The organism is Micromonospora luteifusca, from assembly GCF_016907275.1.
Taxonomy (GTDB): Bacteria; Actinomycetota; Actinomycetes; order Mycobacteriales; family Micromonosporaceae; genus Micromonospora; species Micromonospora luteifusca.
This window is the reverse complement of the sequence record NZ_JAFBBP010000001.1, coordinates 3,021,554-3,044,973: the sequence shown is the minus strand read 5'-3', so window position 1 is coordinate 3,044,973 and position 23,420 is coordinate 3,021,554. Positions and strand designations below refer to the sequence as shown.

The following is a 23,420-nucleotide window of genomic DNA, read 5'->3' as shown; positions in this document are numbered from 1 at the left end:
GAAACATGTCACGGCAGCGCCATGCCCTGACTACCCTATGAATTGTCATGACTACTCCTGAACCGGACGTACCCAGCGACAGTGGCGGTCCGGCCGCTGCGTCGTCGGTGCAGGGGGCCTCTGGTGGCGTTCGGCCTTCCCGCAAGGGGAAGTGGGTCGACCTGGCCGCCGTGCTGAGCTTCGTGGTGCTCGGTCTGTGGGTGACTGCTCGCCTCTGGTTGGAGCCCGGCAGTGGCGTGCGGGACAACCAGTCCGATCAGTCGCAGTTCGAATGGATGATGGCGCACGGTGCGCGAGTTGTTACGCATTTTGCCTATCCGTTCCACTCCAATCAGATGAACGTTCCCGACGGCGTGAATCTGATGGCCAATACGTCCGTATTATCCATTTCATTGCCACTGACGCCGGTCACCCTGCTCCTGGGGCCGCGGGTGGCATTCCTGGTCTTTCTCACCGCCGGCATGATTGCCACCGCCACTGCCTGGTATTTCCTGCTCTCCCGGGTCCTGATCGGCGCCCGCGGGCCGGCGTGGCTGGGCGGTGGTTTCTGCGCGTTCGCGCCGGCCATGGTGTCGCACGCCAATGGGCACCCGAACATCGTGTCGCAGTTCGTCGTCCCGTTGATCATTTGGCGCACGCTGCGACTCGCTGAGGCGGGCCGTTGGCTGCGCAACGGAGTCCTTCTCGCGCTCGTGATCGTCTGGCAGGCCTTCCTCAACCTGGAGATCCTGCTGATGACCGCGATCGGGCTCGGCGTGATCATCGGCGTGCTCGCCCTCGGTCGTGCCGATCTGCGAGCACGGGCCCGGCCCTTCGTCGCCGGTCTCGCCGTCGCGGCCGGGGTCGCCGGGCTGCTGCTGGCGTACCCCCTGTACGTGCAGTTCTTCGGGCCGGACGCGTACTCCGGGTTGTCCCGGTTGATCCGCGGCTACTCCAGCGACCTGGCCTCGTTCGTCGCGTACTCCCGGGAGGCGCTTGCCGGTAGCCCGCGTACCGCCGCCGGGCTGGCCAAGAATCCGACCGAGGAGAACAGCTTCTTCGGCTGGGCGCTGGTGGTCCTGGTGATCGCCCTGGTCTGGTGGTTACGCCGCTCGGTCGTGGTGCTCGCGCTGGCCGCGCTCGGGCTCCTCTTCGCGGTGCTCTCGCTGGGCCGCGAGGTTCGCTTCGACAACCGGGGTACCGGTGTGCCGGGGCCCTGGGCGGCGCTGGAGAACCTGCCGATCCTGCACTCGGTGGTGCCGACGCGGTGGGCGTTGGCGATCACCCCGATCATCGGGCTGCTGCTCGCCTACGCTGCCGAACGCGCCCGCGAACTGGCCAGCTCGCACCCGGCCGCGAGGGGACAGGTCCGGTTCGTCACCGCAACCGTGCTCACGATGGCCCTGTTGCCGATCGTCCCCACTCCGCTGCCCGTGACCCACCTCAACCCGGTCCCCACCTTCGTGACAAGTGGGGCCTGGCGTCCGTACGTGACCGGTGGGCGCAGCGTGGTGGCCCTGCCGTTGCCGGACACCACCTACGCCGAGCCGCTGCGGTGGTCTGCGCAAACCCGGCTCGACATGCCGCTGGCCCGTGGCTACTTCCTGGGCCCGGACACCCGCCCCAACGCCGAGCCCCCGCGGGTCGCGTTGTTCGGTGCGCCGCCCCGCCCCACCAGCAGCTTCTTCGCCACCATCCGGCGCACCGGGGCAGTGCCGCCGATCACCCCGCAGGCTCGGGTCGAGGCGGTCGACGACCTGCGTTTCTGGCGGGCCGGTGTGGTCGTCCTCGGGCCGCACGAGCACGAGACCGCGCTGCGCCGGGGGATGACGGAGCTGACCGGGATCAAACCGGTCTTCACCGGCGGTGTGTGGGTGTGGGACGTCCGATCGTTGACCGACTGAGCGGCGAGGCCCAGGGCAGAACACCTAGCGGACGCAGCAGCCTTGGCAGACCTTCGGGCGGGGCAGGGTGAAGGCGAGGCAGCAGGTGCGCCGCTGCACGCTCGGCTCACCGGTCGGCCCCGGCACCAACTCGATCAGGTCATCCAGGTCGAGCGCGCCGAGCAGGGTGTCGATGCTCTCCACCGTCGAGCCGGGCAGACCGTCCGCGGCCCGCAGGATGCCGTGGGCGATGCCGGAGGCGACCGAGCCGAGCAGCGTCCGGGTGCCCACCCGGACCTCCGACTGGATCGCCGTGATGAGCGGCGCCAGGTGAGCGTCGAGCAGTGCGGCGCGCAGCGCGGCCAGGAGCTCCGCCTCGTCGGCGACGACCCGCACCTCCGGCAGGCCGGCGAGCGCCAGCGGGTCGCTCGGCAGCACCGCCACGGTGGTGCCGCGGCGCAGGCCCAAGGTGAACAGCTGCCGGTGGTCCTCGAAGTGGATCAGCACGTCGGCCGGGTCGACCAGCGGCACCCGTCGGGCCGAGGCCCAGCCGAGCACGACCGGCAGCGCGGTCCAATAGCTGTACGACTTCCAGGCCAGCGCTGCGCAGGCGTGCGGGGTGCCGCCCCAGCGGGCGGCGGCGCCGCGCAGCAGGTCGGGCAGCCGACTGCCGTCGATCAGGGTGGTGGCGGGCGTCCAGCCGAACTCGTCGTCGACCAGCAGGCCCCGGGCGAGCCCGGGAACGTCGTCGGTGCCGAACATGGCCCGTAGCGCCGCGGTGACGGGGGCGAGCGGCGTGGCGATGGTGTCCCGCCTGGGCATCACCGCTGTCACCTGAGTCGTCCCCCGTTCGCGTGACCGAGGAGTGTGCCCTCGGCGGACGACCAGTGCCGTCCTGAGCTAAGGCTAGCCTAACCAGGTCGTCGGGTCTAAGGGAAGCCTCACCTTGGTCTGATCGGGAGGCCCAGGTCACGCCCGCTCCCGGCGAAAGCAGCGCGGCGTGTTCCGCGTACTACCCGGCGTGAGCGGCGAGAAACGACGGCGCGATCGGTGATCGTCCGCGACTTGTCAAGCGGTGTGTCGAAAAGATGCCAGATGCGTGTGTGCTCGCGCACAGAAAGTGAAACTTATAGCCCCGGCCACGAGGAAGCTGATGACGACCTCACCCCTCGAACGGGCTGCCGACTCATTCGCGGCCGAGCTCGCCCGACAACGGACCGGGCGAGGGCTGTCCAAGAAACAACTGGCCGTCCTGATGGGGTTCGACCCGTCCTACGTGAGCCACGTCGAAGGGCGCCGGCACCGCCCGACCGAAGACTTCGCCCGCCGCGCCGAGGCCGTCCTGGAGGCCAGCGGCGCGATCTGGCAGCGCTTCCGGGAGTACGACGACCTACGGCACGCCCGTGCGGGTCAGTCGCACCGTGAGCCGTACCTGCCCGGACAGTGGCTGCCTCCCGGCACCGGCCTCGTCGTGGAACGGGAACTCGCCACCCTCACCCACACCGACGAGGGCTACCGGTGCGTCATCCACCGCGAGCTGTACAACGCCGGCACCGAGCCGGTCACCCGCTACCTGGTCCGGGTCGCCGTCGACCGCTACCCGAACGACCCCGGCCGCTCCAACCGGCACCACCGGGAGCACCAACTCACGTTCGCCGAGCTGCAATTACAGGCCCGTCGAGACGACGGCGGTGGCGACGCGGAGCCGATGCACTGGCGAGCCAAACACGATCGGGACGCGTTCAAGGAAATCTGGCTGCTCTTCGAGAACGAAGAGCGGCGCTTCCCGCTCTACCCCGGCGACCGGGCCACCATCGAGTACGCGTACAGCGTCGGGCACGACAAGTGGGGTCCCTGGTTCCAGCGGGCCGTCCGGCTACCCACCCGGCAGTTGGCCGTACGCCTCGACCTACCGGCGGCGCTCGACCCGCAGGTCTGGGGCGAGGAGACCTCGCTCTCGGCGGAGGAGGGCCCGCTGCGGACGGCCCCGCAGCGCCACGACGAGGGCGACCGGGCAATCTACGACTGGCAGACCGACGACCCACCGCTGAACGCCCGCTACCGGATGCAGTGGCGCTTCCGTGCCCGCCCGGAGACCGATCAGGAGAGCGTGCCCAACGGGGTCCGGGTCCGGCCCAGCGACCGGATGCGCGGCCTCGGCATCGTGCAACGCGGCGCCGACCTGCTCCGCCAGCGTGCCCGCCCGTTCGACCTGCCCGGCGAGGAGCAGATCGCCCGGGACGTGGTCGACCGGCTCACCAGGGCACTGGCCCGGCTCGACGAGTTGCACCCGTTCAGCAAGGGAGTCGGCGTTGCCGCCCCGCAGCTCGGTGTCGGCCGGGCGGCGGCCGTACTGCGGCCCCCCGACCGGTCGGCCGAACCGGTCGTGCTGCTCAACCCCCGGGTGGTCGACGCCGACCCGGACACCGACGAGCAGTACGAGGGCTGCCTGTCCTTCTTCGATCACCGAGGTCTGGTGCCCCGACCGCTGCGACTGGACGTGGAACATGCCCAGTGGGACGGCAGTCGCATCATCACGTCGTTCGAGTTCGGCATGGCTCGGCTGGTCGCACACGAGATCGACCACCTGGAGGGCAAGCTCTACGTCGACCGGATGGCACCCGGGGTGCCGTTGGTGCCGGTGGAGGAATACCGCGAAACCGGGCGCCCCTGGCGCTACTGAGCAGAGGGGGGACCGGGGCGCGTGCCCCAGGGGGCAGGGGCACGCGCCCCGGTATGGGGGGAGGAACGTCTAGAGGTCACCGAAGGTGTCGTAGCGGATGTTCGGCGGCGGCACCTCGTCCGCGGCGAGCACCCGCAGCGTGGACCGGACCATCCGGGCGGAGCCGGAGACGTAGCAGTCGTGCGTGGTCCACGGGCCGAACCGGGCCACCACGTCCGGGATGTCGCCCAGCTCACCGTCGAAGTCCGGGTCGTCACTACAGGCCGCGGTGACGGACAACCACGGGTGTACGGCGACCAACTCCTGCAACCCGGCGAGGCCGTACAGGTCCGCCGAATGCCGGGCACCGTAGAAGACGTGCACCCACCGGGTCCGGTTGTAGGTGGCCAACTCCTCCACCAGGGCCTTGATCGGCGCCAGGCCGACCCCGCCGGCGACGCAGAGAATGTCCCGTTCCGAGGCGCGGTCCAGGGTCATCGACCCCATCGGCGCCGCCAGGCGGAGCAGCTCACCCGGCTGCACCCGACGCACCAGCGCACCGGACACCCAGCCGGCCCCCGGCGACCGCACGTGGAACTCCAGCACGTTGTCGCTCTTCGGGGCGTTCGCCACCGAGTAGTTCCGCCACACCCGGGGGTGGTGGCGCGGGACCTCCAGGCTGACGTACTGCCCAGCCCGCCAGCGCAGCGGATGCTGCAACGCCTGACAGGTCAGCACGGCGGTGTCCGGGCCGTACCGCTGGTGGGTCAGCACCTCGGCGTGCCAGAACGGAGGGTCCTCGTCGTCCGCGGCTCCGGCGATCATCAGGGCGGCGATCGCCGCGTACGACTCTCGCCACGCCTGGTCGTACTCCAGGTTCCAGCCGTCGCCAGCGGTGCTGCGCAGCGCATCCAACAGCGCAACTCCCATCGTCGCGTAGTGCCGGTCGTCGACGTGGTACTTGCGGTGGTCGCGGCCCAGCGCCCGGAGAAACTCGTCGAAGCTCTCCGGATCATCCACGGTGTGGACCGCCGTGATGATCGCCTCCAGGAGGCGGTCGCCCTGGTCGGCCATCTGCACCGGGAAGAGTTGCCGCAGGGCGGGGTCGAGCAGGAACAGCCGGGCGTAGAAGTGGCCGCTCAGCCGGGCCCGGTCGTCCTCGACGAGGGTCCAGCTCTCCTTCAGCAACCGCGCGAGGTTGTCCATGGGGCGCTCCTCCTCCAGTCGGCAGCGGAACGGGCGCCCATAGAATGTCCACGGAGAGTGTCGGCTGGTCGCACAGAATGTGCGATCGGCTCATGCTGGCCGGTCGGCCGTGTCAGCGGCGCCAGCCGTCGGGCAGAGTGGTGCGGTGACCGTTGAGCTGACCCGCCCGGTGTCCCGCCGACTGCTGGGCACCGAGACGCTGCTGGTCCTCGGCCTCTCCCTCGGCCAGTCCGCGGTCTACGCGGTGGTCTCGATCATCGCGAAGCTGACCGCGGAGGGGCCGCTCTCCAAGCAGACCGCCGCACTGAACACCTCGGCGTCGGCCCGACAATGGCTGGACCTGACGTACCAACTGCTCGGCATCGTGTTCGCGCTGCTGCCGGTGCTGCTCGCCGTACACCTGCTCAGCCGCGACCCCGGCGACCCTGCGCGGACCCTCGGCCTGGACGCCCGGCGGCCCGGCCAGGACCTGGCCCGCGGCGCTGGTTTGGCCGCGCTGATCGGCCTGCCCGGGCTGGCCCTGGTCTGGGTGGCGGCTCAGCTCGGCCTCAACGCCACGCTCGTGCCGGCCGCGCTGCCGGACGTCTGGTGGGCGGTCCCGGTGCTGATCCTCGCCGCCGTGCAGAACGCCGTGCTGGAGGAGGTGATCGTGGTCGGGTACCTGGTCACCCGGCTGCGCCAGCTCCAGTGGCGGCTCGGCGCGATCATCGCGACCAGCGCGCTGCTACGCGGCTCGTACCACCTCTACCAGGGCTTCGGCGCGTTCGTCGGCAACGCGGTGATGGGCGTCGTGTTCAGCCTCTTCTACCTGCGCACCCGGCGGGTGCTGCCGCTGGTCATCGCGCACACCCTGCTCGACGTGGTCGCCTTCGTCGGCTACGCGCTGCTGCCCCGGGAGTGGTTCGACTGGCTCTGACCGGTCAGCGCCCGGTGGGGTCGGTAGGCGGCCACCGTTCGGGCCGCGAGCCGGTCGGCCGCAGCCGCGTCACCCAGCGCCGCCGCGAGCACCGCCGCGCCCGGTAGCAGCCGCGCCACCAGCCGCAACGCAACCCAGCCGCCTGCCTGTGCGGTGAGCGGCGCGGCCAACCGCCAGGCGGCCTCTGCCGCCCGTGGCCAGGCCCCCTCGACCGGATCGCCCGCCGTCTGTGCGGCAGCCAGGGCCGCCTGCGCGCTCGCCGAATCCGGATGCACCTGGGTGAGCACCAGCAACTCGACGGCCCGGGCAGGATCAGCCGGATCCTTGCCGTACGCCGCAGCCAGGTGCAGCACCAGATTCGCATGCGTCCACAGCACCGAGGCCAACTCGGCCAGCGGCGCGAAGAGACCGGCCAGCGCCGCGGTCGCCCCGCCCGCGCCCGCCGAGCGGACGAACCGCTGGGTGGCCAACCGGGCCAGGCCGTCCGCCGACGCATCCGGGTAGCGCGCTCGCAGGCGCTCGGCCCAGTCGGCCGCGCCGGGCCCGAGTGCCCGCACCGCAGCCAGAGCCAACAGCTCCGGCGCGAAGCCCGGGTGGTCGAGCACGCGCGCGGCGACCGCCCGCAGCTCCGATTCCGGGGTACGCCCCAGAGCCGGCGCGGTCTGCGCCCCGGTGGGGGTTGCCAGTGCCTTGTGCGGCTCGGCCACGGGTTCGGGTGCGGACTCTTTCGGCGTCGTGCTCTTTCGAGGGGGCGCCGTCCGTTTGGTGGGGCTCGGTGCGCGCTTGCGCGGGGAGGGTGCCGGCGGCGGCGTGCTCGGGGTCACATCGGCTGACGTGGCGGCTGCCTTCCTGGCGGCTGCCTTGCGAACGGGGGTGGTCCGGGCCTTCGACGGCCGGGTCGCCGGCTCGACGCCTGCCGACGGGCCTGGCTGGCTGCTACCCCCGGTGGCGGTCGGTGAGTCTGGCTGCTCGCCGGCCGGCGGGCCTGGTTGCTCGTGGGTCGGCGGGTCTGGCTGGTCGCTGCTCGGCCGGCTTGGCTGCTCGCCGGTCGGGCCGGTCGGGCCGGTCGGGCCGGTCGGGCCGGTCGACGGGCGGCTCGGCTGTCGGGGCAGGGGGCGGTCCGGCTCCGGTGGTTGGAAGAGCACCGCCGGGGCGGCCTTGGCCCGTCGAGGACGCTGGCTCGCCGGAGCGGCTGCCGGCGGTGCCGCCGTCTCCGTGGGCTGCTCGGCGGCAACCGGCGGCGTGAAGGTGGCCCGCGGGGAGCGCCGACGCGCTCTCTCAGCAGGCTCTCGACGGGTCGACTCGCTGGGCGGCTGCTCCTGCATATCGATGGAGCGTAGTCCCGATCACGCTGCCGCACAGCGTCAAAACACGGGTCCGGGGGGCCACGGCAGGCGTACCGGGGAAGTCGTTTTGCTCCCGGTGGGTAGCGACCTGTATTCTCGGGCGCGGTGGTCTGCGGGCCACCTGGGAGACTTCGCCTAGTCTGGTCTATGGCGCCGCACTGCTAATGCGGTTGGGGTCTTAAAGCCCCTCCCGGGTTCGAATCCCGGAGTCTCCGCGCGAAAGCCGGGTGTGTAGACTGGCTGAGCACGAGCGCCCGTAGCTCAATGGATAGAGCATCTGACTACGGATCAGAAGGTTAGGGGTTCGAGTCCCTTCGGGCGCACAGAGCAAGAGGAAGCCCCCGACCAGCCAAAACGGCAAGGTCGGGGGTTTTTCATGTCCGCAGAATCAGGCTTCGAGCGGCGGTGGGAGCCAGGGTCTTTCTTGCCCGAACAGCGCACCGGACATGGCCTCCGCAGCAGAACGACGTCGCCTTCCATTCGGTGACCGTAGACATCCTTGGTGATCGCGATCGACGTATGCCCGAGGACTTCCGGCACCACATGCAGCGCGGTGCCCTGAGCGAGCGTCGCGGCGAGCTCATCACGATCTGGACCCCGCCTCCAGCAAGAAGGAGCGGTACTCGCTGGGCAGTTGCGGTTGGAGCTGTGTCTCCGCCTCAGCCAGTTCCTCGGCACTCAATGGCGGCTCAAGCTCCCAACGGTGAGCCGAAGAACCAAGGGCATCAGGGGCAGCGGGCGCAGCGGCCAGCCGCGCAAGCCGTTCGCGTACTTCTGACCAGTCGGAGCGCGTCACGGGCGGGACGATACAAAGCCCGACGGTCGACGGCAATGGCCGGCGTCGACCGACAGTCGTGCGTGACGACCTGAGGTGACGATGCCCCTCAGGCGAACGGGACGGTGGTCGCGACGAAACGGTCGGGGCGCACGATCGTCGCTTGCCCTTTTGCGAACCTGTCCACGTCGGCGAAGACGGCGCCGTGTGTGGTGAGCCACCCCCTGGTGCCGGGGTCGAGGCTGTCGGCCTCGCCGCCGACAACGCCCCACCGGTTGCCCAGCAACGCGTCGAGGTTGGTGCGCCGGCCGTCGACGACGAGCGGGGCATCGGGCAGTTGTCGGGTGCCGTCGGGGAGGCGTTCAGGCGCTGCGGCTGCCCTGGCCACGCGCGCGTCGAGGCCTGGGAGCATCCCGGCGGTCCGCACCAACGCGCGCAGCGCGGCTGCCGTGAAACGGTTGCGGCCGAGCATGACCCGGCCGCTGAGTAACGCCATGCGGGTCATCCGCGCCACGGCCGGCCGCCGCTCGCGCTCGTAGCGGTCCACGTCGCCGGGCGCGTCGGCCAGCAGCCAGGACAGGGTCGCGACGTCGCGTAGGCCGGCGCCGAGGCCCTGACCGGTGAACGGTGGCATCGAGTGCGCCGCGTCGCCGGCGAGCAGCACGCGGCCGCGGCGCCATGCCGAGGCCGTACGGGCATGGAACGTGAACACCGCGGCCCGCTCGACCTGCAGCGCCGCAGGGTCCGCCCAGGGCTGGATCAGTTGGTCGATCCGCGCCACCATGCCGACCGGGTCCTCGTCGGGCAGCAGCATCCACTCCCACCGCCGGCCGCCGGGTCGCTCGAACGTCACCATCGGCCGGGCCGGGTCGAGCACTTGGGAGAACGTCGGCTCGGCAGTGCTGGGCTCATCGGTGCGGGCGTCGACCACCAGCCACGGCTCCGGGTAGCTGACGCCGTCATAGGAGGCCCCGATGAGGCCCCGCACGGTGCTCGGCGCCCCGTCGCAGCCGACGAGCCACGAGGCGGTCAGCGTCGAGCCGTCGTCGAGCGTGACGGCGACGATGTCGCCCGACTGCTCGAGCGCCGTCACCGACCGACCGGTGTGTAGGTGCACCGTGGGCATCCGCGCCAGTCGGTCGCGTAGTGCCCGCTCCAGGCGGGGCTGGTCGAGCATGACGCCAGCCGGGACGTCATCCGCCAGGCGAAGCGTCAACAGCGGACGGCGGTCGGGGCCGAGCAGTTGCGAACGGCGCAACGGCGTCGCCCACTCGTCCCAGTCGTCCAGGCCGTCAATGCGGCGGAGGATCCGCTGCACGTGCGAGTCGAGGACCGCTGCCCGCGGGTGGGCGTGCGGCCCAGACCGGGCGTCGGACGCCGGGTCCACGACGATGACGCGGATGCCACGGTCGCCGAGCAGTGCGGCGAGCACCGCTCCGACCGGTCCGCATCCGGCAATCACCACATCCGCGTCCATGGGTCAATGTTCTTTGCCAACGCTCACGTTGGGCAAGGCTTGAGGGTCGCCAACCAGGAGCACCCGGCATCGGTCCGCAGCTCGGGGACCCAGGCGGTGCGTTACCATCCGCAGGCGAGGCGTCGAAGGGGACGAGTACCGCCGAACGCAGCCAGGAGCGACCCGGGGTTGGTGCGAGCCCGGGGGTGTGCGCGGCGGGAAGATCACCCCAGAGCTGTCGGAAGAAAGGCCCGGAGGCCGAGTAGAACCGACCGCATTTCAAATGAGAGGGCCGTTCGCGGTCAAGGAGGGTGGTACCGCGGGGCCTCAGCCTCGTCCCTCCGCCGGAGCACCATTGGCCGACGGAGGAACCATGTACCGCGCGATACCGACGCAGGTCGACCTACCTGCTCTCGACCAGGAGATCCTGCACTTCTGGCATGCCAACAGCGTCTTCCGGCGCAGCCTGGAGCAGTCCCTTGGCCGCCCCGAGTGGGTGTTCTACGAGGGGCCCCCAACCGCCAATGGAATGCCCGGTGCCCATCACATCGAGGCACGGGTGTTCAAGGACGTGTTCCCGCGCTACAAGACGATGAGGGTTTCCACGTCGCCCGGAAGGCGGGCTGGGACTGCCACGGGCTCCCGGTCGAGCTCGCCGTCGAGAAGGAACTGGGCTTTTCCGTCAAGCAGGACATTGAGAAGTTCGGCATTGCCGAGTTCAACGCTCGCTGCCGCGAGTCGGTGACCCGGCACACCGACGCGTTTGCCCTGCTCACCGAGCGAATGGGCTACTGGGTCGACATGGACGACGCCTACCGGACCATGGACCCGGAGTACATCGAGTCCGTCTGGTGGTCGTTGAAACAGATCTTCGACAAGGGGCTGCTGGTCGAGGACTTCCGGGTCGCGCCGTGGTGTCCGAAGGACGAGACGGCCCTGTCCGACCACGAACTGGCCCAGGGGTACGAGACGGTCGTCGACCCGTCGGTGTATGTCCGCTTCCCGCTCACCTCCGGCCCATTGGCCGGACGGGCGTCGCTGCTGGTCTGGACCACCACGCCGTGGACGTTGCCGTCGAACGTCGCGGTGGCCGTACACCCCGACGTGACGTACGTGGTGGCGTCGGACGGCAACGAGCAGGTCGTCGTCGCCGAGCCACTGTTGGCGCAGGCGCTCGGCGAGGGTTGGGATCTGACCGGGGAATCGTTCAAGGGCAAGGCGCTTGAGCGGTGGGGCTACCAAGCCCCGTTCGACCTGGTCGACGTCAGTGACGCGCACATCGTCATCCTCGCGCCGTTCGTCACCACCGACAGCGGGACCGGACTGGTTCACCAGGCGCCCGCCTTCGGCGCGGACGACCTCGTCAGCTGCCGCGCGTACGGCCTGCCGATGGTGAACCCGGTGCACCCCAACGGCCGCTTCTTCCCGGAACTCCCCCTCGTCGGTGGCCTCTTCTTCAAGGAGGCGGACCGCCCTCTGGTGGAGGATCTGACCGCCCGCGGGCTACTTTTCCGCCACGTCGCGTACGAGCACAGCTACCCGCACTGCTGGCGCTGCCACACCGCGCTGATCTACTACGCGCAGCCCTCCTGGTACGTCCGGACCACTGCGGTCCGTGACGCCCTGTTGCGCGAGAACGAGCGCACCAACTGGCAACCCGCCACGGTGAAGCACGGTCGGTACGGCGACTGGCTGAACAACAACGTCGACTGGGCGCTCTCCCGGCGGCGCTACTGGGGCACCCCACTGCCGATCTGGCGTTGCGAGAACGGGCACCTGACCTGCGTGGGTTCGCTGACCGAGCTGAGCGAACTGACCGGGGCAGACCTGAGCGGCCTCGACCCGCACCGCCCGTTCATCGACGAGGTGACGTTCACCTGTCATTGCGGTGAGACGGCCACCCGGGTGCCCGAGGTGATCGACGCCTGGTACGACTCGGGTTCCATGCCCTTCGCGCAGTTCGGCTACCCGCACCGCAACCAGGAACTGTTTGCCGAACGCTACCCGGCTCAGTTCATCTCGGAGGCCATCGACCAGACCCGCGGCTGGTTCTACACCCTGATGGCGATCGGCACGCTGGTCTTCGACCGCTCGCCCTACGAGAATGTGGTCTGTCTGGGCCACATCCTGGCCGAGGACGGTCGGAAGATGTCCAAGCATCTGGGCAACATCCTGGAACCGATCCCGCTGATGGACCAGCACGGCGCGGACGCCGTCCGCTGGTTCATGGCTGCCGTCGGCTCGCCCTGGGCGGCCCGCCGGGTGGGGCACAGCGCGCTCCAGGAGGTGGTCCGCAAGGTCCTGATGACCTACTGGAACACCGTCGCTTTCCAGACCCTGTACGGCCGGACCGCAGGTTGGTCGCCGTCTGGTGACGACCCGGCGCCGGCGGATCGGCCGGTCCTCGATCGGTGGGTGCTCTCCGAGCTGAACATGCTGGTGCGGCAGGTCGATGCCGCAATGGCCGCGTTCGACACCCACCAGGCCGGGCGGCTGCTGGCGGCGTTCGTCGACGACCTGTCGAACTGGTACGTCCGACGTAGCCGGAGGCGCTTCTGGCGGGGCGACCGGGCGGCGCTCGCCACCCTGCACGAGGCGCTCTCCACGCTCACCTTGCTGCTGGCGCCGCTCACCCCGTTCATCTCCGAGCGGGTCTGGCAGGACCTGGTCGTCGCGGTGGACCCGGAGGCCCCGCAGTCCGTGCACCTGGCCGCGTACCCGTCCGCCGACGAGTCGCTGATCGAACCCGCGCTGTCCGGCCAGATGGCGCTCACCCGGCGGTTGGTCGAGTTGGGCCGAGCGGCGCGGGCGGATTCCGGCGTGAAGGTACGCCAGCCGCTGGACCGGGCACTGGTCTCGGCCAGCGGCTTCGGGGATCTTCCCGCCGACCTGCTGGCCGAGATCGCGGCCGAGTTGAACGTCGGCTCGATCGCCGCGGTTGGCGACACGAGCGGCTCGCTGGTCGACACCACGGTGAAGGCCAATTTCCGTACCCTGGGGAAACGGTTCGGGAAGACCGTGCAGCAGGTGGCGTCGGCCATCGCGGCGGCCGACGCCGCCGCGTTGAAGGATTCGCTCAGGGAATCGGGGTCGGCGACCGTCCTGGTGGGCGGCGAGCCGGTGCTGCTGGGCCCGGACGAGGTCGTTGTCGTCGAGACGCCCCGCGAGGGCTGGACGGTCGCCAGCGACGCTGGCGCGACCCTGGCGCTCGACCTGCAGCTCACGCCCGAGCTGCGCAGGGCCGGCGTCGCGCGCGACGCGATCCGGCAGATCCAGGAGGCCCGGAAGTCCAGCGGGCTGGAGGTAACCGACCGGGTCGTGCTGCGGTACGTGGCCACGCGGGAGGACACGGCGCTCGCACTGGTCGAGCACCGGAACGTGGTAGCGGAGGAGGTGCTCGCCGTCGATTGCGCGGAGGGTGAGCCGTCCTGGCCGGACCCCGAGCCGTTCAACGATGATTCGCTCGGTCTGACCTTCTGGCTGCGCCGGGCCTGACGAACAGGAGATCGTGTACTGACCGTGCGGCGGCCCGCCCAGCGGCCGAGGTGCGCCCCCGGATTCGCGGTGGCGGTCCTGGCGTTATGAGTAGGCCCGTCCCGGCCCGAACTCCGGGCTGGCCTGCCGACGTCCGAACAGCGCCCGCACCATGGAAGCGATGAAGACGGCCGACGCGATGGTCAGCACCACGGCCACCGGAGCGATGTGCTCCGCCTGCCACTCGAAATCGCCTGCGGTGATAGTTGTTTGATCGACGCCGAAGACATCCATCGACGGCAGCAGCGAGGTCGGATACCACAGCGGCGCGTACGAGTACGGCAGGCCCACACCACCGTTGAGCGTCCAGTATCCGGCCGCGTCGTAGATCAACGCACTGTCAACGACCACCGCCACATCGCAGGCCACCAGGGCCGCGACGCCCAGCAGCACGACGGCACTTTTGGCGTGTCCTGACCTCGCCAGCCGACTGGCCAGGATTGCGCCCATGCCGAGGAGCGCCGCCCAGACGGTGGCGGTGAGCGCCTCGATCGGCAGGTACTCGGCGCGTAGTCCGTGCGCAAATAGCACAAGGAGCAGCACCGCAAGAATCCACAACAGACCGAGCCGCTTGATCATCGGCCAAGTTGAATTCATGCCGCGAGGCTACCTGGGAGCCACACTGCCACTGTCGCATGCCCGGTTACGGGCGGTGGTTCGTATCGCAGAGAGGGGTTCTCAGGGAGGCTCCGCTCATGCGGCCTTGAGGCGGGTGATGGCGAGGTCGCCGCCGCCGGTGGTGACGGTGACGCGACGCACGGCGGCCGGGTCGGTGTCGATGGCGGTGGTGAGGAGGCCGCCGCCGGTGTTGGTGGTCACCGCGTACGGGCCTGCCGGCAGTTCCATCGTGGTTTGGCCGCCGGCGCTGTCCACGTCAACTTGGCGCGGCGGGGCGGAGAGGCGCAACGTGGCGGACCCGCCGCCCGAGCGTACGTCCAGGTTTTCGACGTTGCCCTGCGCGTCGATCGCCCCGCCACCGCTGGCGAGACGGACGGTGAGACCGGCTGGGATCTCCACGCGGTAGCTGATGCCGCAGGCGCCGTGCTGGCCGCCGCAGCCGCTGGTGGTGACGGTGACCGCGCCGTCGTGAACCTGCGGCGTGCCCTGCGGCACCCGGCCGGTGTAGGTGGCGGTCTCGATGATCCGCAGGGCGCCGCCGGTGGGCACCAGCGTGATGTCGCCACCGCCGCTGGTCACTTGAAGGCTGGTCATGGGGCTGGCGATCTCGTGGCTGGTGGTGGTCGTGGTGGTGTTCTGCCCGCAGGCGGCGAGGGTCGTGGCGGCGAGGACGGCGGCGAGGACCAGGCTGGTGCGGGGACGGCGCGGGGACATGATGGCTCCTGTGCGGGTCGTGGGGGTGCCGACGAGTGGATCAGCTGGTCAGGGAAGCAGTAGGCCCCAGTACAGGGCCCAGGGCAGGTAGACGACCGCGCCGGCGATGAGGACGCCGAGCCTGACCCGGTCGCGGCGCCAGGCCGGAACGGTCATTGCGGCGGCGATGACAGCGACGAGGGCGGCGCCCTGCAGCGCCAGCCAGATGGCCGGCCGGCCCCCGACGATCGGCCCGACCGTGATGCCTCTCGAATCGGCACTGGACTCGACGACGAGTAGGTAGCCGGCGAACCCGATCACGCTGAGTAGACCGGCTGTGCTCAGGACAGCCGCCGGGCGGTGCGCCGTGCCGGGCCGGCGCTGCAACCTGCGGACACCGCCGATGACGGGGTACGTCGCGAACGCCAGTAGCAGCGCGATCAGGGCGGCAGCCTGCATCGGCCAGCCTTCCCACCACGCCGACGCCTGGAGTGCGGTGCTGCGCGTGGGCTGGGCCGGCATCGGGTCGGCGGTGGGCGTCGGCGGGTGACCGGCGGCCACCGCGCGCACCCAGGTCCCGACCAGGTCGGCGTAGCCAGGGACAAGGGCCTCGGTGTACCCGCCAGCGGTGTCACGGACGTGGAGGGCGTGACCGGCACCGGGCAGGACGCGCACGGTGAGCGGGCCGGGGACGCTCTGTCGGAGGACGCCCATGCTCTCGGCGGCGGGCACCTGCTCGTCGGCACCGCCGTAGACGGCCAGCACCGGCTGGTGAAGAAGGCGCAGCGCCGGACGCGGATCGTAGTACGGCTCCGCGAAGAGTCCGGCGTCGGCGGACAGTCGGTGTGCCCGATCAGCGAGGGTGGTCATCAGCGAGCCGGTGACGCCCGCTCGGGCCACCTTGTTGCGCATGTTCCAGTTCTGCGTACGCAGTGGTGCCAACCCCGGTGCAGACGCCGCGACCAGGAAGGCGGCACCGGCGCGGCCGGCCGCCATCGGCGAGACCCAGCCGCCTTCGCTGATGCCCCAGAAGCCGACCTGCGTCGGGTCGACCTCGGGCCGGTCCCGGAGCACCTCGTACGCGCGTACGGCGTCGTCAGCCAGTTGGCTGTAGTCGCGATGGGTCTTGGTGTAGCCGGTGTACCGCTTGTCGTAGGCCAGCACGGCCATGCCCTGGCGAGCGAAGGCCGCCGCCTCCGGCACGAGTTCCTCCCGGGGAGCTGCGCCCGATCCGGCGATGAGGACGAGACCGGGCAGCCGCCCGACGTTCTGCCGCGGGGCGTACAGAGTCGCGGCGAGGTGCTGACCGTCGCCGGTGGTGACGGTCAGGTCGGTTGTCGTCAGGTCCTGAGCCTGCGTGGCCCGTACGGCGCCGGCAGGAAGAGCCGGTAGCAGGACTGCGGCCAGGGCTGCGGTGATGGTGAGCAGGGCGCGTCGAAACATGCCGTTGATCTTCGTTGCCGGCGTGGGTCGACACATCGCGCTGCGGCACCAACCATGATCACCACGCACGGCGGTGGCCTCTCACTCGCGGCGGTGAGCGTCACTCACCCGGCAGGATGAGGCCCGACTCGTAGGCCAGCACCACGGCCTGCACCCGGTCGCGTAGATGGAGCTTGCTCAACACGCTGCTGACATGAGTCTTGACGGTGTGTTCGCTGAGCGTGAGCCGGCCGGCAATTTCGGCGTTGGACAGCCCGAGGCCGACCAACCCGAGGATCTCCCGCTCGCGGCCACTCAGCTGCGTCAGCGCCGCCGTTTCCGTCGGCTTTGGCCGCCGTTGGCGGACCACGTCGTCAATCAGGCGGGTGGTGACCGAGGGTGCGAGGAGGGACTCGCCGGCCGCGACCACCCGTACCGCCGCTAGCAGCTCCGCCCGGCGTACATCCTTGAGCAGGAACCCGCTGGCACCCGCGCGCAGCGCCCCGTACACGTACTCGTCCTGGTCGAAGGTGGTGAGGACGAGTACGCGGGTGTCGGTCTCGGCGCAGACGATGCGGGTGGCTTCCACACCGTCCATCTGGGGCATCCTGATGTCGACGACAAGCAGATGCGGACGGTGGCGGCGGACGGCTTCGACGGCCTCCGCGCCGTCGGCTGCCTCGGCGACCACTGTGAGGTCGGGCTCGGCGTCGAGGATCGCAGCGAACGCACCGCGAATGAGTTCCTGGTCATCGGCGACGACCACGGTCGTTGGGGCGCTCACCGTGTCGCCCCCGGGACGGCGACGTACGACAGGTGGACCGACAGCTCAAATCCGGTGTTTTCCTGGCGAGGTCCCCATGTCGCGGTCCCGCCACAGGCGGCGGCGCGCTCGGCGATGCCGACGAGACCGCGTCCCTCGGCGTCCGGCGGCCCGCCGTCGCCGTTGTCGACGACCCGCAGCCGCAGGCCGTCGTCGTGCCAGTCGAGCGTCACGTCGGCCCGGACCGCGCCGCCCTCACGTCTGGCGTGCTTGAGCACGTTCGTCAACCCTTCCTGCACAATGCGGTAGGCGGCCGCCTCTCCGTCCGGCCCCAGCATGCCCGGCTCACCGGACCGGATCAGCTGCACGTCGACGCCAGAGCGCCCGACCCGGGCCACCAGGTCTGGCAAGCCGCTCAGTGTCGGTGCCGGCGCCAGATCGTCGGGTCCCTGCCCCAGTACGCCGAGGATGCGGCGCAGCTGCGCCATGGCCTCACGTCCGGTGGACGCGATCACCTCGAACGAGGCCGTCGTCCTGGCATCGTCGCGCCCCACGAACACCGGTCCGGCCTCCGCTTGGGCGATCATCACGCTCATCCCATGACCGAGGATGTCGTGCATCTCCCGGGCGATCCGGGCTCGCTCGTGGGCGGCTTCCAGTTCCCGCGCCCGCTCGAGGTGCCGGGTGCGTTCCTGCAAAGCGGCCGTCTGCGTGCCGCGGGCTGCCCAGGCCCGACCGAGCATGTAGGCGGCGAGCCACAGCAGCACGCCGCGGGCCGCGGTGTCCAGCGAACCGGTGACCAGCAGCGCGCCCCAGCCGATAAAGACCAGGGCGCTGACGCGCTGCCATCGGGGCGCCTGCGCGGCGAGGGTGAACATCGCCACGAGCGCGCCGTACCAGACCGGTTGTGGCGCACCCTCGGGAAGCAGGGCGTACGCGCCGGCGCCGAGCTCGATGACGATCAGGACCACGAATGGTGCCCGGCGCCGCCACAGCAATGGAACTACCGTTACCAGCATCGGCAGGAACACCAAGGGCTCCCAGCCGGCATGGCCGGGCGGCGGGTCGTTCGAGACGAACGGCGCAAGCTGTGCCAACAGCACCGCCGTGGTCAGCGCGGCGTCGGTCACCCAGGGTGGAAGTTGCCGCCAGCGCTGGACCTGCTCAAACACAAGATCAACGTACAAGACGTCTGTCGTCGGGCAAAATGCGGCTCAGATGCTCAGATATCGATGCCTGTCGTTTGTGGGTAGGCGAGCGGGTGGCGGAGCCTCGTTGGCGGTGGCACCGAGGCGGGCGGAGATCGCGTTGGCCTCTTCGAGTGCTCGTCGGGCGGCCGGCGAATTGGTGCGCGCGTAGGCGTGGCTGAGGCTTGCCAGTGCCGCGACATGCATGGAGTGCCAGCCACGTGTCCTCCACAGCGCGACGGACTCCTCAAGGTGCTCGATCGCGTCTGTGGGGCGATCCTCCGCCAACTCGATCTCGCCCAGCACCATGAGCGCTTCGGCCAGGTGGTGGGCCATGTTGTACTCGCGGCTGAGTATCACCGCCGCTTCGGCGGTCGCCCGCGCGGTAGAGGCGCCATGTCGCATCTCCAGGCGGGCCAGCGCGATGAGCGTGAAGACGTGGGTGTATGTGTCGCCGTGGCGTAGGGCGATGCTCATCGACTCGTACAGCATCTGTTGGCTGCGCGGGAAGTCACCGAGGTCAGCGTGGGCGATGCCGGCGAACTGCAGCACGGTCGCGACCCAGCGCGGGTTGTTCAACGCGCGCGCCTCGTCCAACATTTCGATGAGCGACGCGGCATCCGCGAAGCGTCCCTGTTCGTAGCTGACGATCGACAGTGCGAGCCGGGCTCGAATCCGACCGCCTCGGTGATCCGACCGGTCGGCGAGTTGCAGGGCTTGAGTGGCATAGGCAGCCGCCCCGGAGTGGTCGCCGGCGGCTGCGAGTGCCCACGCGCACATCACCGCGGCGTCGCACATGCCCGGCTCGTGTCGCAGCTTGGTGAACATGGCCAGTAGCCGCTGCGCTCCGTCGTGGTGACGGGACATGGCGTCGCCGCGGGGATGGTCGTCGATCCACGTCGTCACATCGATGAGCCCGCGCAGCATGACGGCCTCACCGAGGCGGTTGCCGGCGGCCCTGCAGACGGACAGAACCTCGGTGTTGATGTCGGCCCAGTCGCGGTACATGCCGCGCACGTCGAAGTATTTCTCCATGCATCCGGCCAGGTCGAACGCCAGGTCGTCATAACCGAGCGCGCAGGCTTGCCGGATTGCCGAGAGCAGCGTCGCCTTCTCGGCGTCGAACCACCGTGCCGGGTCAGGTTGCGACAGGTACGGGTGGGACCAGTCCATCTCCGGACGCGTGGCAGGTCCGCTGATCGCCGCGTAGCAGGGACCCGGGATGTGCCTGGCCATCCGCTCGGCGACGGCGAGCCAGCCACCGAGCCCGCGGCGCAGGGCGTCCGCTGTCGCCTCGCGAGGCTCCTCCAGGGCGGCGCGTTCTCTGGCGAACAGCCGCACCAGGTCGTGGAAGCGGTAGCGGTGCTGACCGCAGACATCGGTGCCGACGGCGGTGAGCAGTTGCGCGTCCACAAGCGTTTCGGCGTGCGCCATGCCGTCTTCCAGCGTGGTCCCGAGCACGACCGCGGCGAACCATGCCGGGAAGTCCGGAAGGTCGAAGACGCTGAGCAGGAGGAGCAGTCGGCGCGCTTCCGGATCGAGCGCTTGGTAGCTGAGTGTGAGTGAGGGGCGGACGGCCAGGTCACCGGCCGCCAGATGGTCCAGGCGTCGGCGCTCGTCGCCGAGCATCGTCGCCAGCTGGCCGAGTCGCCATGTTGGTCGCCCGGCCAGGCGGGCGCCGGCTACCCGGATCGCGAGCGGTAGACCGCCGCACAGCCTGACGATCTGTGTCGCCTCGACGTGCTCGGCCCTGACCCGGTCGGCGCCGGCGACACTGGCCAGCAACCGCAGCGCGATGACGGCTGGAAACACGTCCAGGTCGAGGCGGTGGGTTCCCTCGATGCCGGTCAGACGCGATCGGCTGGTGATCAACACCGCGCACGTCGCCGTTGCCGGAAGGATGGGTCTGACCTGCGCCTCGCTGGCAACGTCGTCCAGCAGCAGCAGCACTCGGCGATCCGCGAGGTGGGTGCGGAAGAGTTCGGCACGCTCGGTCTCGTCGGGAGGAATCATCCGGCTGTCCAGGCCCAGGGCGCGTAGGAACCTCGCCAGGACGTCGCTGGCGGGCATTGGTGACGTCTCGGCTCCACGCAGGTTCACGTACAGCCGGCCGTCCGGGTACGCGACGGCCAGTCGATGTGCGACATGCACTGCGAGGGTTGTCTTGCCGACGCCGCCCATGCCGCTGATGACCGCGATGGGCGTGGCATTGTGGTGCCGGTTGCCGTGGTCCAGCCCGGTCAGGTGCTGGTACAGCGTCGTCACGTGCTCTTCTCGGCCGGTGAAGTCGGCGATGTCCGTGGGCAGCATGGCGGGCACGAGGTTGCGGGCAGGAGCCTGCCACGGGCCTGCGGGCAGCGCGGGGGTTGTGTCGTCACCGACGGTGTTGGTGGAGGCGAGGGCGTCACGTACGGCCACCCAGCGCACGGCGGCGGCGGCGTCGAGCCCGCACGCCTGGACGAACGTCGAGACCAACTCGCCTCTGGGCAGGCTGGAACGGCTGAGCATCGTCGCCGTGGTGCTCGCGGGCATGCTGTCACCGGCAGCCTCGGCCTGCCGCGCGAGTTGTCGATAGGTCTGCGTCGACCAGGCTCTCAGCCGGCGCAGGGCGGCGAGGAACTCCGGGGTGCTACGGGCCTCGTCCGGATTCGGCGGCGGGACTACCGGCACAGCCACGACACCATCGACCTTCGAACGAGGTGCGCCGTCACCAGGCCGTCCAGCGCGGACGGCGGTTGAAGCTGACCGGCACAGTCTCGGATGCCTCGAATCATCGTGCTTCCCCCGTCGGCGATGCGATGGCTACACCATCATCATTATCCATCTCCGGAGAGCGCGGCGATCCGGAAGATCAGTGGCAGGTGGTCGGGTGGAGGCCGTACGGCGTGGTCTACGTCTTCTGGGCTGCGAATTGGTAACCGGACGATGATCATGGGCAATCGTCGATGTTAGCGTCCACGAACAGTGGTCCTCAAGCGTCCGGCGGGGTCCGGCGCGGGTGGCCGGGGTGATGGCCTGCGGGTTGTGCGGTGCGGAGGGGTCGTGCCATGGGTCGCGGCATGCCACCGGCTGATGTTCCCAGCACGTTACGTCTTGACGAACGCCATGTTATCGCTCACAGTCGATGGCTAAGGACGACGACACCTTTGGCTTACCGGGCGAGCCTGCTTCGTCGACCTCGAATCAGGGCGTGCGCCAGGGCATGCAACGTGTTGTTAGCGCTAACGTTCGAAGCATGCTCCTGGCCACGCGTCGCGGTGTGCCCATGTTCGGGCAGACCGTTCGGCTCTTGGTCTCTGAAGGAGGATCATGTCTGCCCTCGATAGGTCTCCATCGATCGCACCGCCGCGGCGGCGCGGGTGGTTGCTGCGGGTTTTCGCCGCTGGCGTGATGGCGGTGACGGTCGGCGGTGCCGCCGCAGCGGTGGTGTCGTCGCCGGCCGCAGCGGCGACTGTCGACACGAGCGCCTGGTACGTGTTGGTCAACCGCAACAGCGGCAAGGCCCTGGACGTGTACAACCTGGCCACGAATGACGGCGCCCGGATCACCCAGTGGACCCGCAACAACGGCAACCAGCAGCAGTGGCAGTTCGTCGACTCCGGGAGTGGCAACTACCGGGTGAAGTCACGGCTGTCCGGCAAGGTGCTGGACGTCTCGGGCTTCTCGACCGCCAACGGCGCCAGCATCGTGCAGTGGAGCGACAACAACAGCACCAACCAGCAGTTCCGGTTGGCCGACTCGGACAGCGGCTACGTCCGGCTGATCAACCGCAACAGCAACAAGGTGATGGAGGTGCAGGGCGCCTCGACCGCCGACGGCGGCAACATCGTGCAGTACGACGACTGGAACGGCACCAACCAGCAGTGGCAGCTCGTCCGCGTCGACGGTGGCGGCAACCCCACCACGCCGCCTCCGACGACCCCGCCGCCGGGCGGCACCTGCGATCTGCCCTCGACGTACCGCTGGTCGTCGACGGGCGTGTTGGCGACCCCGAAGTCGGGGTGGGTGTCGCTCAAGGACTTCACCGTGGCCCCCTACAACGGCCAGCAGTTGGTCTACGCCACCACGCACGACTTCGGGAGCAGTTGGGGCTCGATGAACTTCAGCCTCTTCTCGAACTACTCGCAGATGGCCTCGGCAACCCAGACCGGGATGAACTCGGGGACCGTCGCGCCGTCGTTGTTCTACTTCGCGCCGAAGAACATCTGGGTGCTCACCTACCAGTGGGGTGCAACTGCCTTCTCCTACCGGACCTCGAGTAACCCGACCAACGCGAATGGCTGGTCGGCGGCGCAGCCGCTGTTCAGCGGAAGCATCACCGGCTCGGGCACCGGGCCGATCGACCAGACGATCATCGGTGACGGTACGAACATGTACCTCTTCTTCGCCGGTGACAACGGCAAGATCTACCGGGCCAGCATGCCGATCGGGAACTTCCCCGGCAACTTCGGCAGCAGCTACACGACCATCATGAGCGACACCACGAACAACCTGTTCGAGGCCCCGCAGGTCTACAAGCTGCAGGGTCTGAACAAGTACCTCATGATCGTCGAGGCGATCGGCTCGCAGGGACGCTACTTCCGTTCGTTCACGGCGACCAGCCTGAACGGTTCGTGGACGCCGCAGGCCGCGACCGAGAGCAACCCGTTCGCGGGTAAGGCCAACAGCGGTGCCACCTGGACCAACGACATCAGCCACGGTGAGCTGCTGCGCACCAGCGCCGACCAGACGATGACGGTCAACGCCTGCAACCTGCAGTTGCTCTACCAGGGCCGTTCGCCCAGCTCCAACGGCGTCGACTACGGGCTCCTGCCGTACCGGCCGGGTCTGCTGACCCTGCAACGATGAAGGCGTGACCCAGCTCCGAGCCAGACGATCCGTACACCGAAATGGGTGAGACAAGGATCGAGCGGAACTGAACGGGCGGGCTCGGCGTCAAGCCGAGCCCGCCCGACTCACGAAGAAAGTGCACGATGCCAG

At 69.7% G+C, this 23,420-nt stretch carries 14 protein-coding genes, 2 tRNA genes and 1 pseudogene; 7 read left to right on the top strand and 10 right to left on the bottom strand.

Annotation, left to right across the window (positions count from 1 at the left end; genetic code table 11):
* Positions 1-47: 47 nt before the first annotated feature.
* Positions 48-1,883, top strand: coding sequence for a DUF6311 domain-containing protein (locus JOD64_RS13575; RefSeq protein ID WP_239559503.1), 1,836 nt, complete (start codon positions 48-50; stop codon positions 1,881-1,883).
* Positions 1,884-1,907: 24 nt separating this feature from the next.
* On the opposite strand, the gene JOD64_RS13570 is transcribed toward JOD64_RS13575, so the two are convergent.
* On the bottom strand, positions 1,908-2,684 hold the full coding sequence (locus tag JOD64_RS13570; RefSeq protein WP_204942560.1) for an IucA/IucC family C-terminal-domain containing protein: 777 nt from the start codon (positions 2,682-2,684) through the stop codon (positions 1,908-1,910).
* Positions 2,685-3,015: 331 nt separating this feature from the next.
* On the opposite strand from JOD64_RS13570, the gene JOD64_RS13565 reads away from it, so the two are divergent.
* Positions 3,016-4,545 (top strand): peptide deformylase, encoded by a 1,530-nt coding sequence (locus JOD64_RS13565; protein ID WP_204942558.1) that lies wholly within the window; start codon positions 3,016-3,018, stop codon positions 4,543-4,545.
* 69 nt (positions 4,546-4,614) lie between these two features.
* On the opposite strand, the gene JOD64_RS13560 is transcribed toward JOD64_RS13565, so the two are convergent.
* Positions 4,615-5,730, bottom strand: coding sequence for a globin domain-containing protein (locus JOD64_RS13560; RefSeq protein WP_204942556.1), 1,116 nt, complete (start codon positions 5,728-5,730; stop codon positions 4,615-4,617).
* 145 nt (positions 5,731-5,875) lie between these two features.
* Between JOD64_RS13560 and JOD64_RS13555 the strand changes: the two genes are divergently transcribed.
* Positions 5,876-6,646: a CPBP family intramembrane glutamic endopeptidase gene (locus JOD64_RS13555; RefSeq protein ID WP_204942555.1), complete on the top strand. Its 771-nt coding sequence runs from the start codon at positions 5,876-5,878 to the stop codon at positions 6,644-6,646.
* On the opposite strand, the gene JOD64_RS13550 is transcribed toward JOD64_RS13555, so the two are convergent.
* Positions 6,607-7,353, bottom strand: coding sequence for a hypothetical protein (locus tag JOD64_RS13550; protein ID WP_204942554.1), 747 nt, complete (start codon positions 7,351-7,353; stop codon positions 6,607-6,609). The genes JOD64_RS13555 and JOD64_RS13550 overlap by 40 nt on opposite strands.
* Positions 7,354-8,116: 763 nt before the next feature.
* Between JOD64_RS13550 and JOD64_RS13545 the strand changes: the two genes are divergently transcribed.
* Positions 8,117-8,207: transfer RNA gene (locus tag JOD64_RS13545), tRNA-Ser, on the top strand.
* A gap of 35 nt (positions 8,208-8,242) precedes the next feature.
* Positions 8,243-8,315, top strand: a tRNA-Arg gene (locus JOD64_RS13540).
* 561 nt (positions 8,316-8,876) lie between these two features.
* Here the strand turns inward: JOD64_RS13540 and JOD64_RS13535 are convergent.
* Positions 8,877-10,244, bottom strand: a complete 1,368-nt coding sequence (locus tag JOD64_RS13535; protein WP_204942553.1) for an FAD-dependent monooxygenase — start codon at positions 10,242-10,244, stop codon at positions 8,877-8,879.
* A 352-nt stretch (positions 10,245-10,596) separates the two neighbouring features.
* Between JOD64_RS13535 and ileS the strand changes: the two are divergent.
* A pseudogene (gene ileS, locus JOD64_RS13530) lies at positions 10,597-13,718 on the top strand (isoleucine--tRNA ligase).
* 84 nt (positions 13,719-13,802) lie between these two features.
* Here ileS and JOD64_RS13525 read toward each other — a convergent pair.
* The 6 genes from JOD64_RS13525 to JOD64_RS13500 form a co-directional block, all read right to left on the bottom strand.
* Positions 13,803-14,336, bottom strand: a complete 534-nt coding sequence (locus JOD64_RS13525) for a hypothetical protein (protein WP_204942552.1) — start codon at positions 14,334-14,336, stop codon at positions 13,803-13,805.
* A 114-nt stretch (positions 14,337-14,450) separates the two neighbouring features.
* Positions 14,451-15,089 (bottom strand): hypothetical protein, encoded by a 639-nt coding sequence (locus JOD64_RS13520; protein WP_204942551.1) that lies wholly within the window; start codon positions 15,087-15,089, stop codon positions 14,451-14,453.
* 48 nt (positions 15,090-15,137) lie between these two features.
* Entirely contained in the window at positions 15,138-16,511 is a 1,374-nt protein-coding gene (locus tag JOD64_RS13515; protein ID WP_204942550.1) for an alpha/beta hydrolase family protein, read from the bottom strand.
* A gap of 100 nt (positions 16,512-16,611) precedes the next feature.
* Positions 16,612-17,274, bottom strand: coding sequence for a response regulator (locus tag JOD64_RS13510; RefSeq protein WP_307813376.1), 663 nt, complete (start codon positions 17,272-17,274; stop codon positions 16,612-16,614).
* Positions 17,271-18,425, bottom strand: a complete 1,155-nt coding sequence (locus JOD64_RS32970) for a sensor histidine kinase (protein WP_443673902.1) — start codon at positions 18,423-18,425, stop codon at positions 17,271-17,273. The genes JOD64_RS13510 and JOD64_RS32970 overlap by 4 nt, the downstream gene beginning before the upstream one ends.
* Before the next feature lie 42 nt (positions 18,426-18,467).
* Positions 18,468-21,116, bottom strand: a complete 2,649-nt coding sequence (locus JOD64_RS13500) for an ATP-binding protein (RefSeq protein ID WP_204942548.1) — start codon at positions 21,114-21,116, stop codon at positions 18,468-18,470.
* A gap of 633 nt (positions 21,117-21,749) precedes the next feature.
* On the opposite strand from JOD64_RS13500, the gene JOD64_RS13495 reads away from it, so the two are divergent.
* Positions 21,750-23,288, top strand: coding sequence for a non-reducing end alpha-L-arabinofuranosidase family hydrolase (locus JOD64_RS13495; RefSeq protein ID WP_204942547.1), 1,539 nt, complete (start codon positions 21,750-21,752; stop codon positions 23,286-23,288).
* The last annotated feature ends 132 nt before the right edge of the window (positions 23,289-23,420 follow it).

Coding starts and splice junctions, on each gene's coding strand:
- JOD64_RS13575 (WP_239559503.1), top strand. CDS start 48: ATGACTACTCCTGAACCGGACGTACCCAGCGACAGTGGCGGTCCGGCC.
- JOD64_RS13570 (WP_204942560.1), bottom strand. CDS start 2,684: ATGCCCAGGCGGGACACCATCGCCACGCCGCTCGCCCCCGTCACCGCG.
- JOD64_RS13565 (WP_204942558.1), top strand. CDS start 3,016: ATGACGACCTCACCCCTCGAACGGGCTGCCGACTCATTCGCGGCCGAG.
- JOD64_RS13560 (WP_204942556.1), bottom strand. CDS start 5,730: ATGGACAACCTCGCGCGGTTGCTGAAGGAGAGCTGGACCCTCGTCGAG.
- JOD64_RS13535 (WP_204942553.1), bottom strand. CDS start 10,244: ATGGACGCGGATGTGGTGATTGCCGGATGCGGACCGGTCGGAGCGGTG.
- JOD64_RS13525 (WP_204942552.1), bottom strand. CDS start 14,336: ATGATCAAGCGGCTCGGTCTGTTGTGGATTCTTGCGGTGCTGCTCCTT.
- JOD64_RS13520 (WP_204942551.1), bottom strand. CDS start 15,089: ATGTCCCCGCGCCGTCCCCGCACCAGCCTGGTCCTCGCCGCCGTCCTC.
- JOD64_RS13515 (WP_204942550.1), bottom strand. CDS start 16,511: ATGTTTCGACGCGCCCTGCTCACCATCACCGCAGCCCTGGCCGCAGTC.
- JOD64_RS13495 (WP_204942547.1), top strand. CDS start 21,750: ATGTCTGCCCTCGATAGGTCTCCATCGATCGCACCGCCGCGGCGGCGC.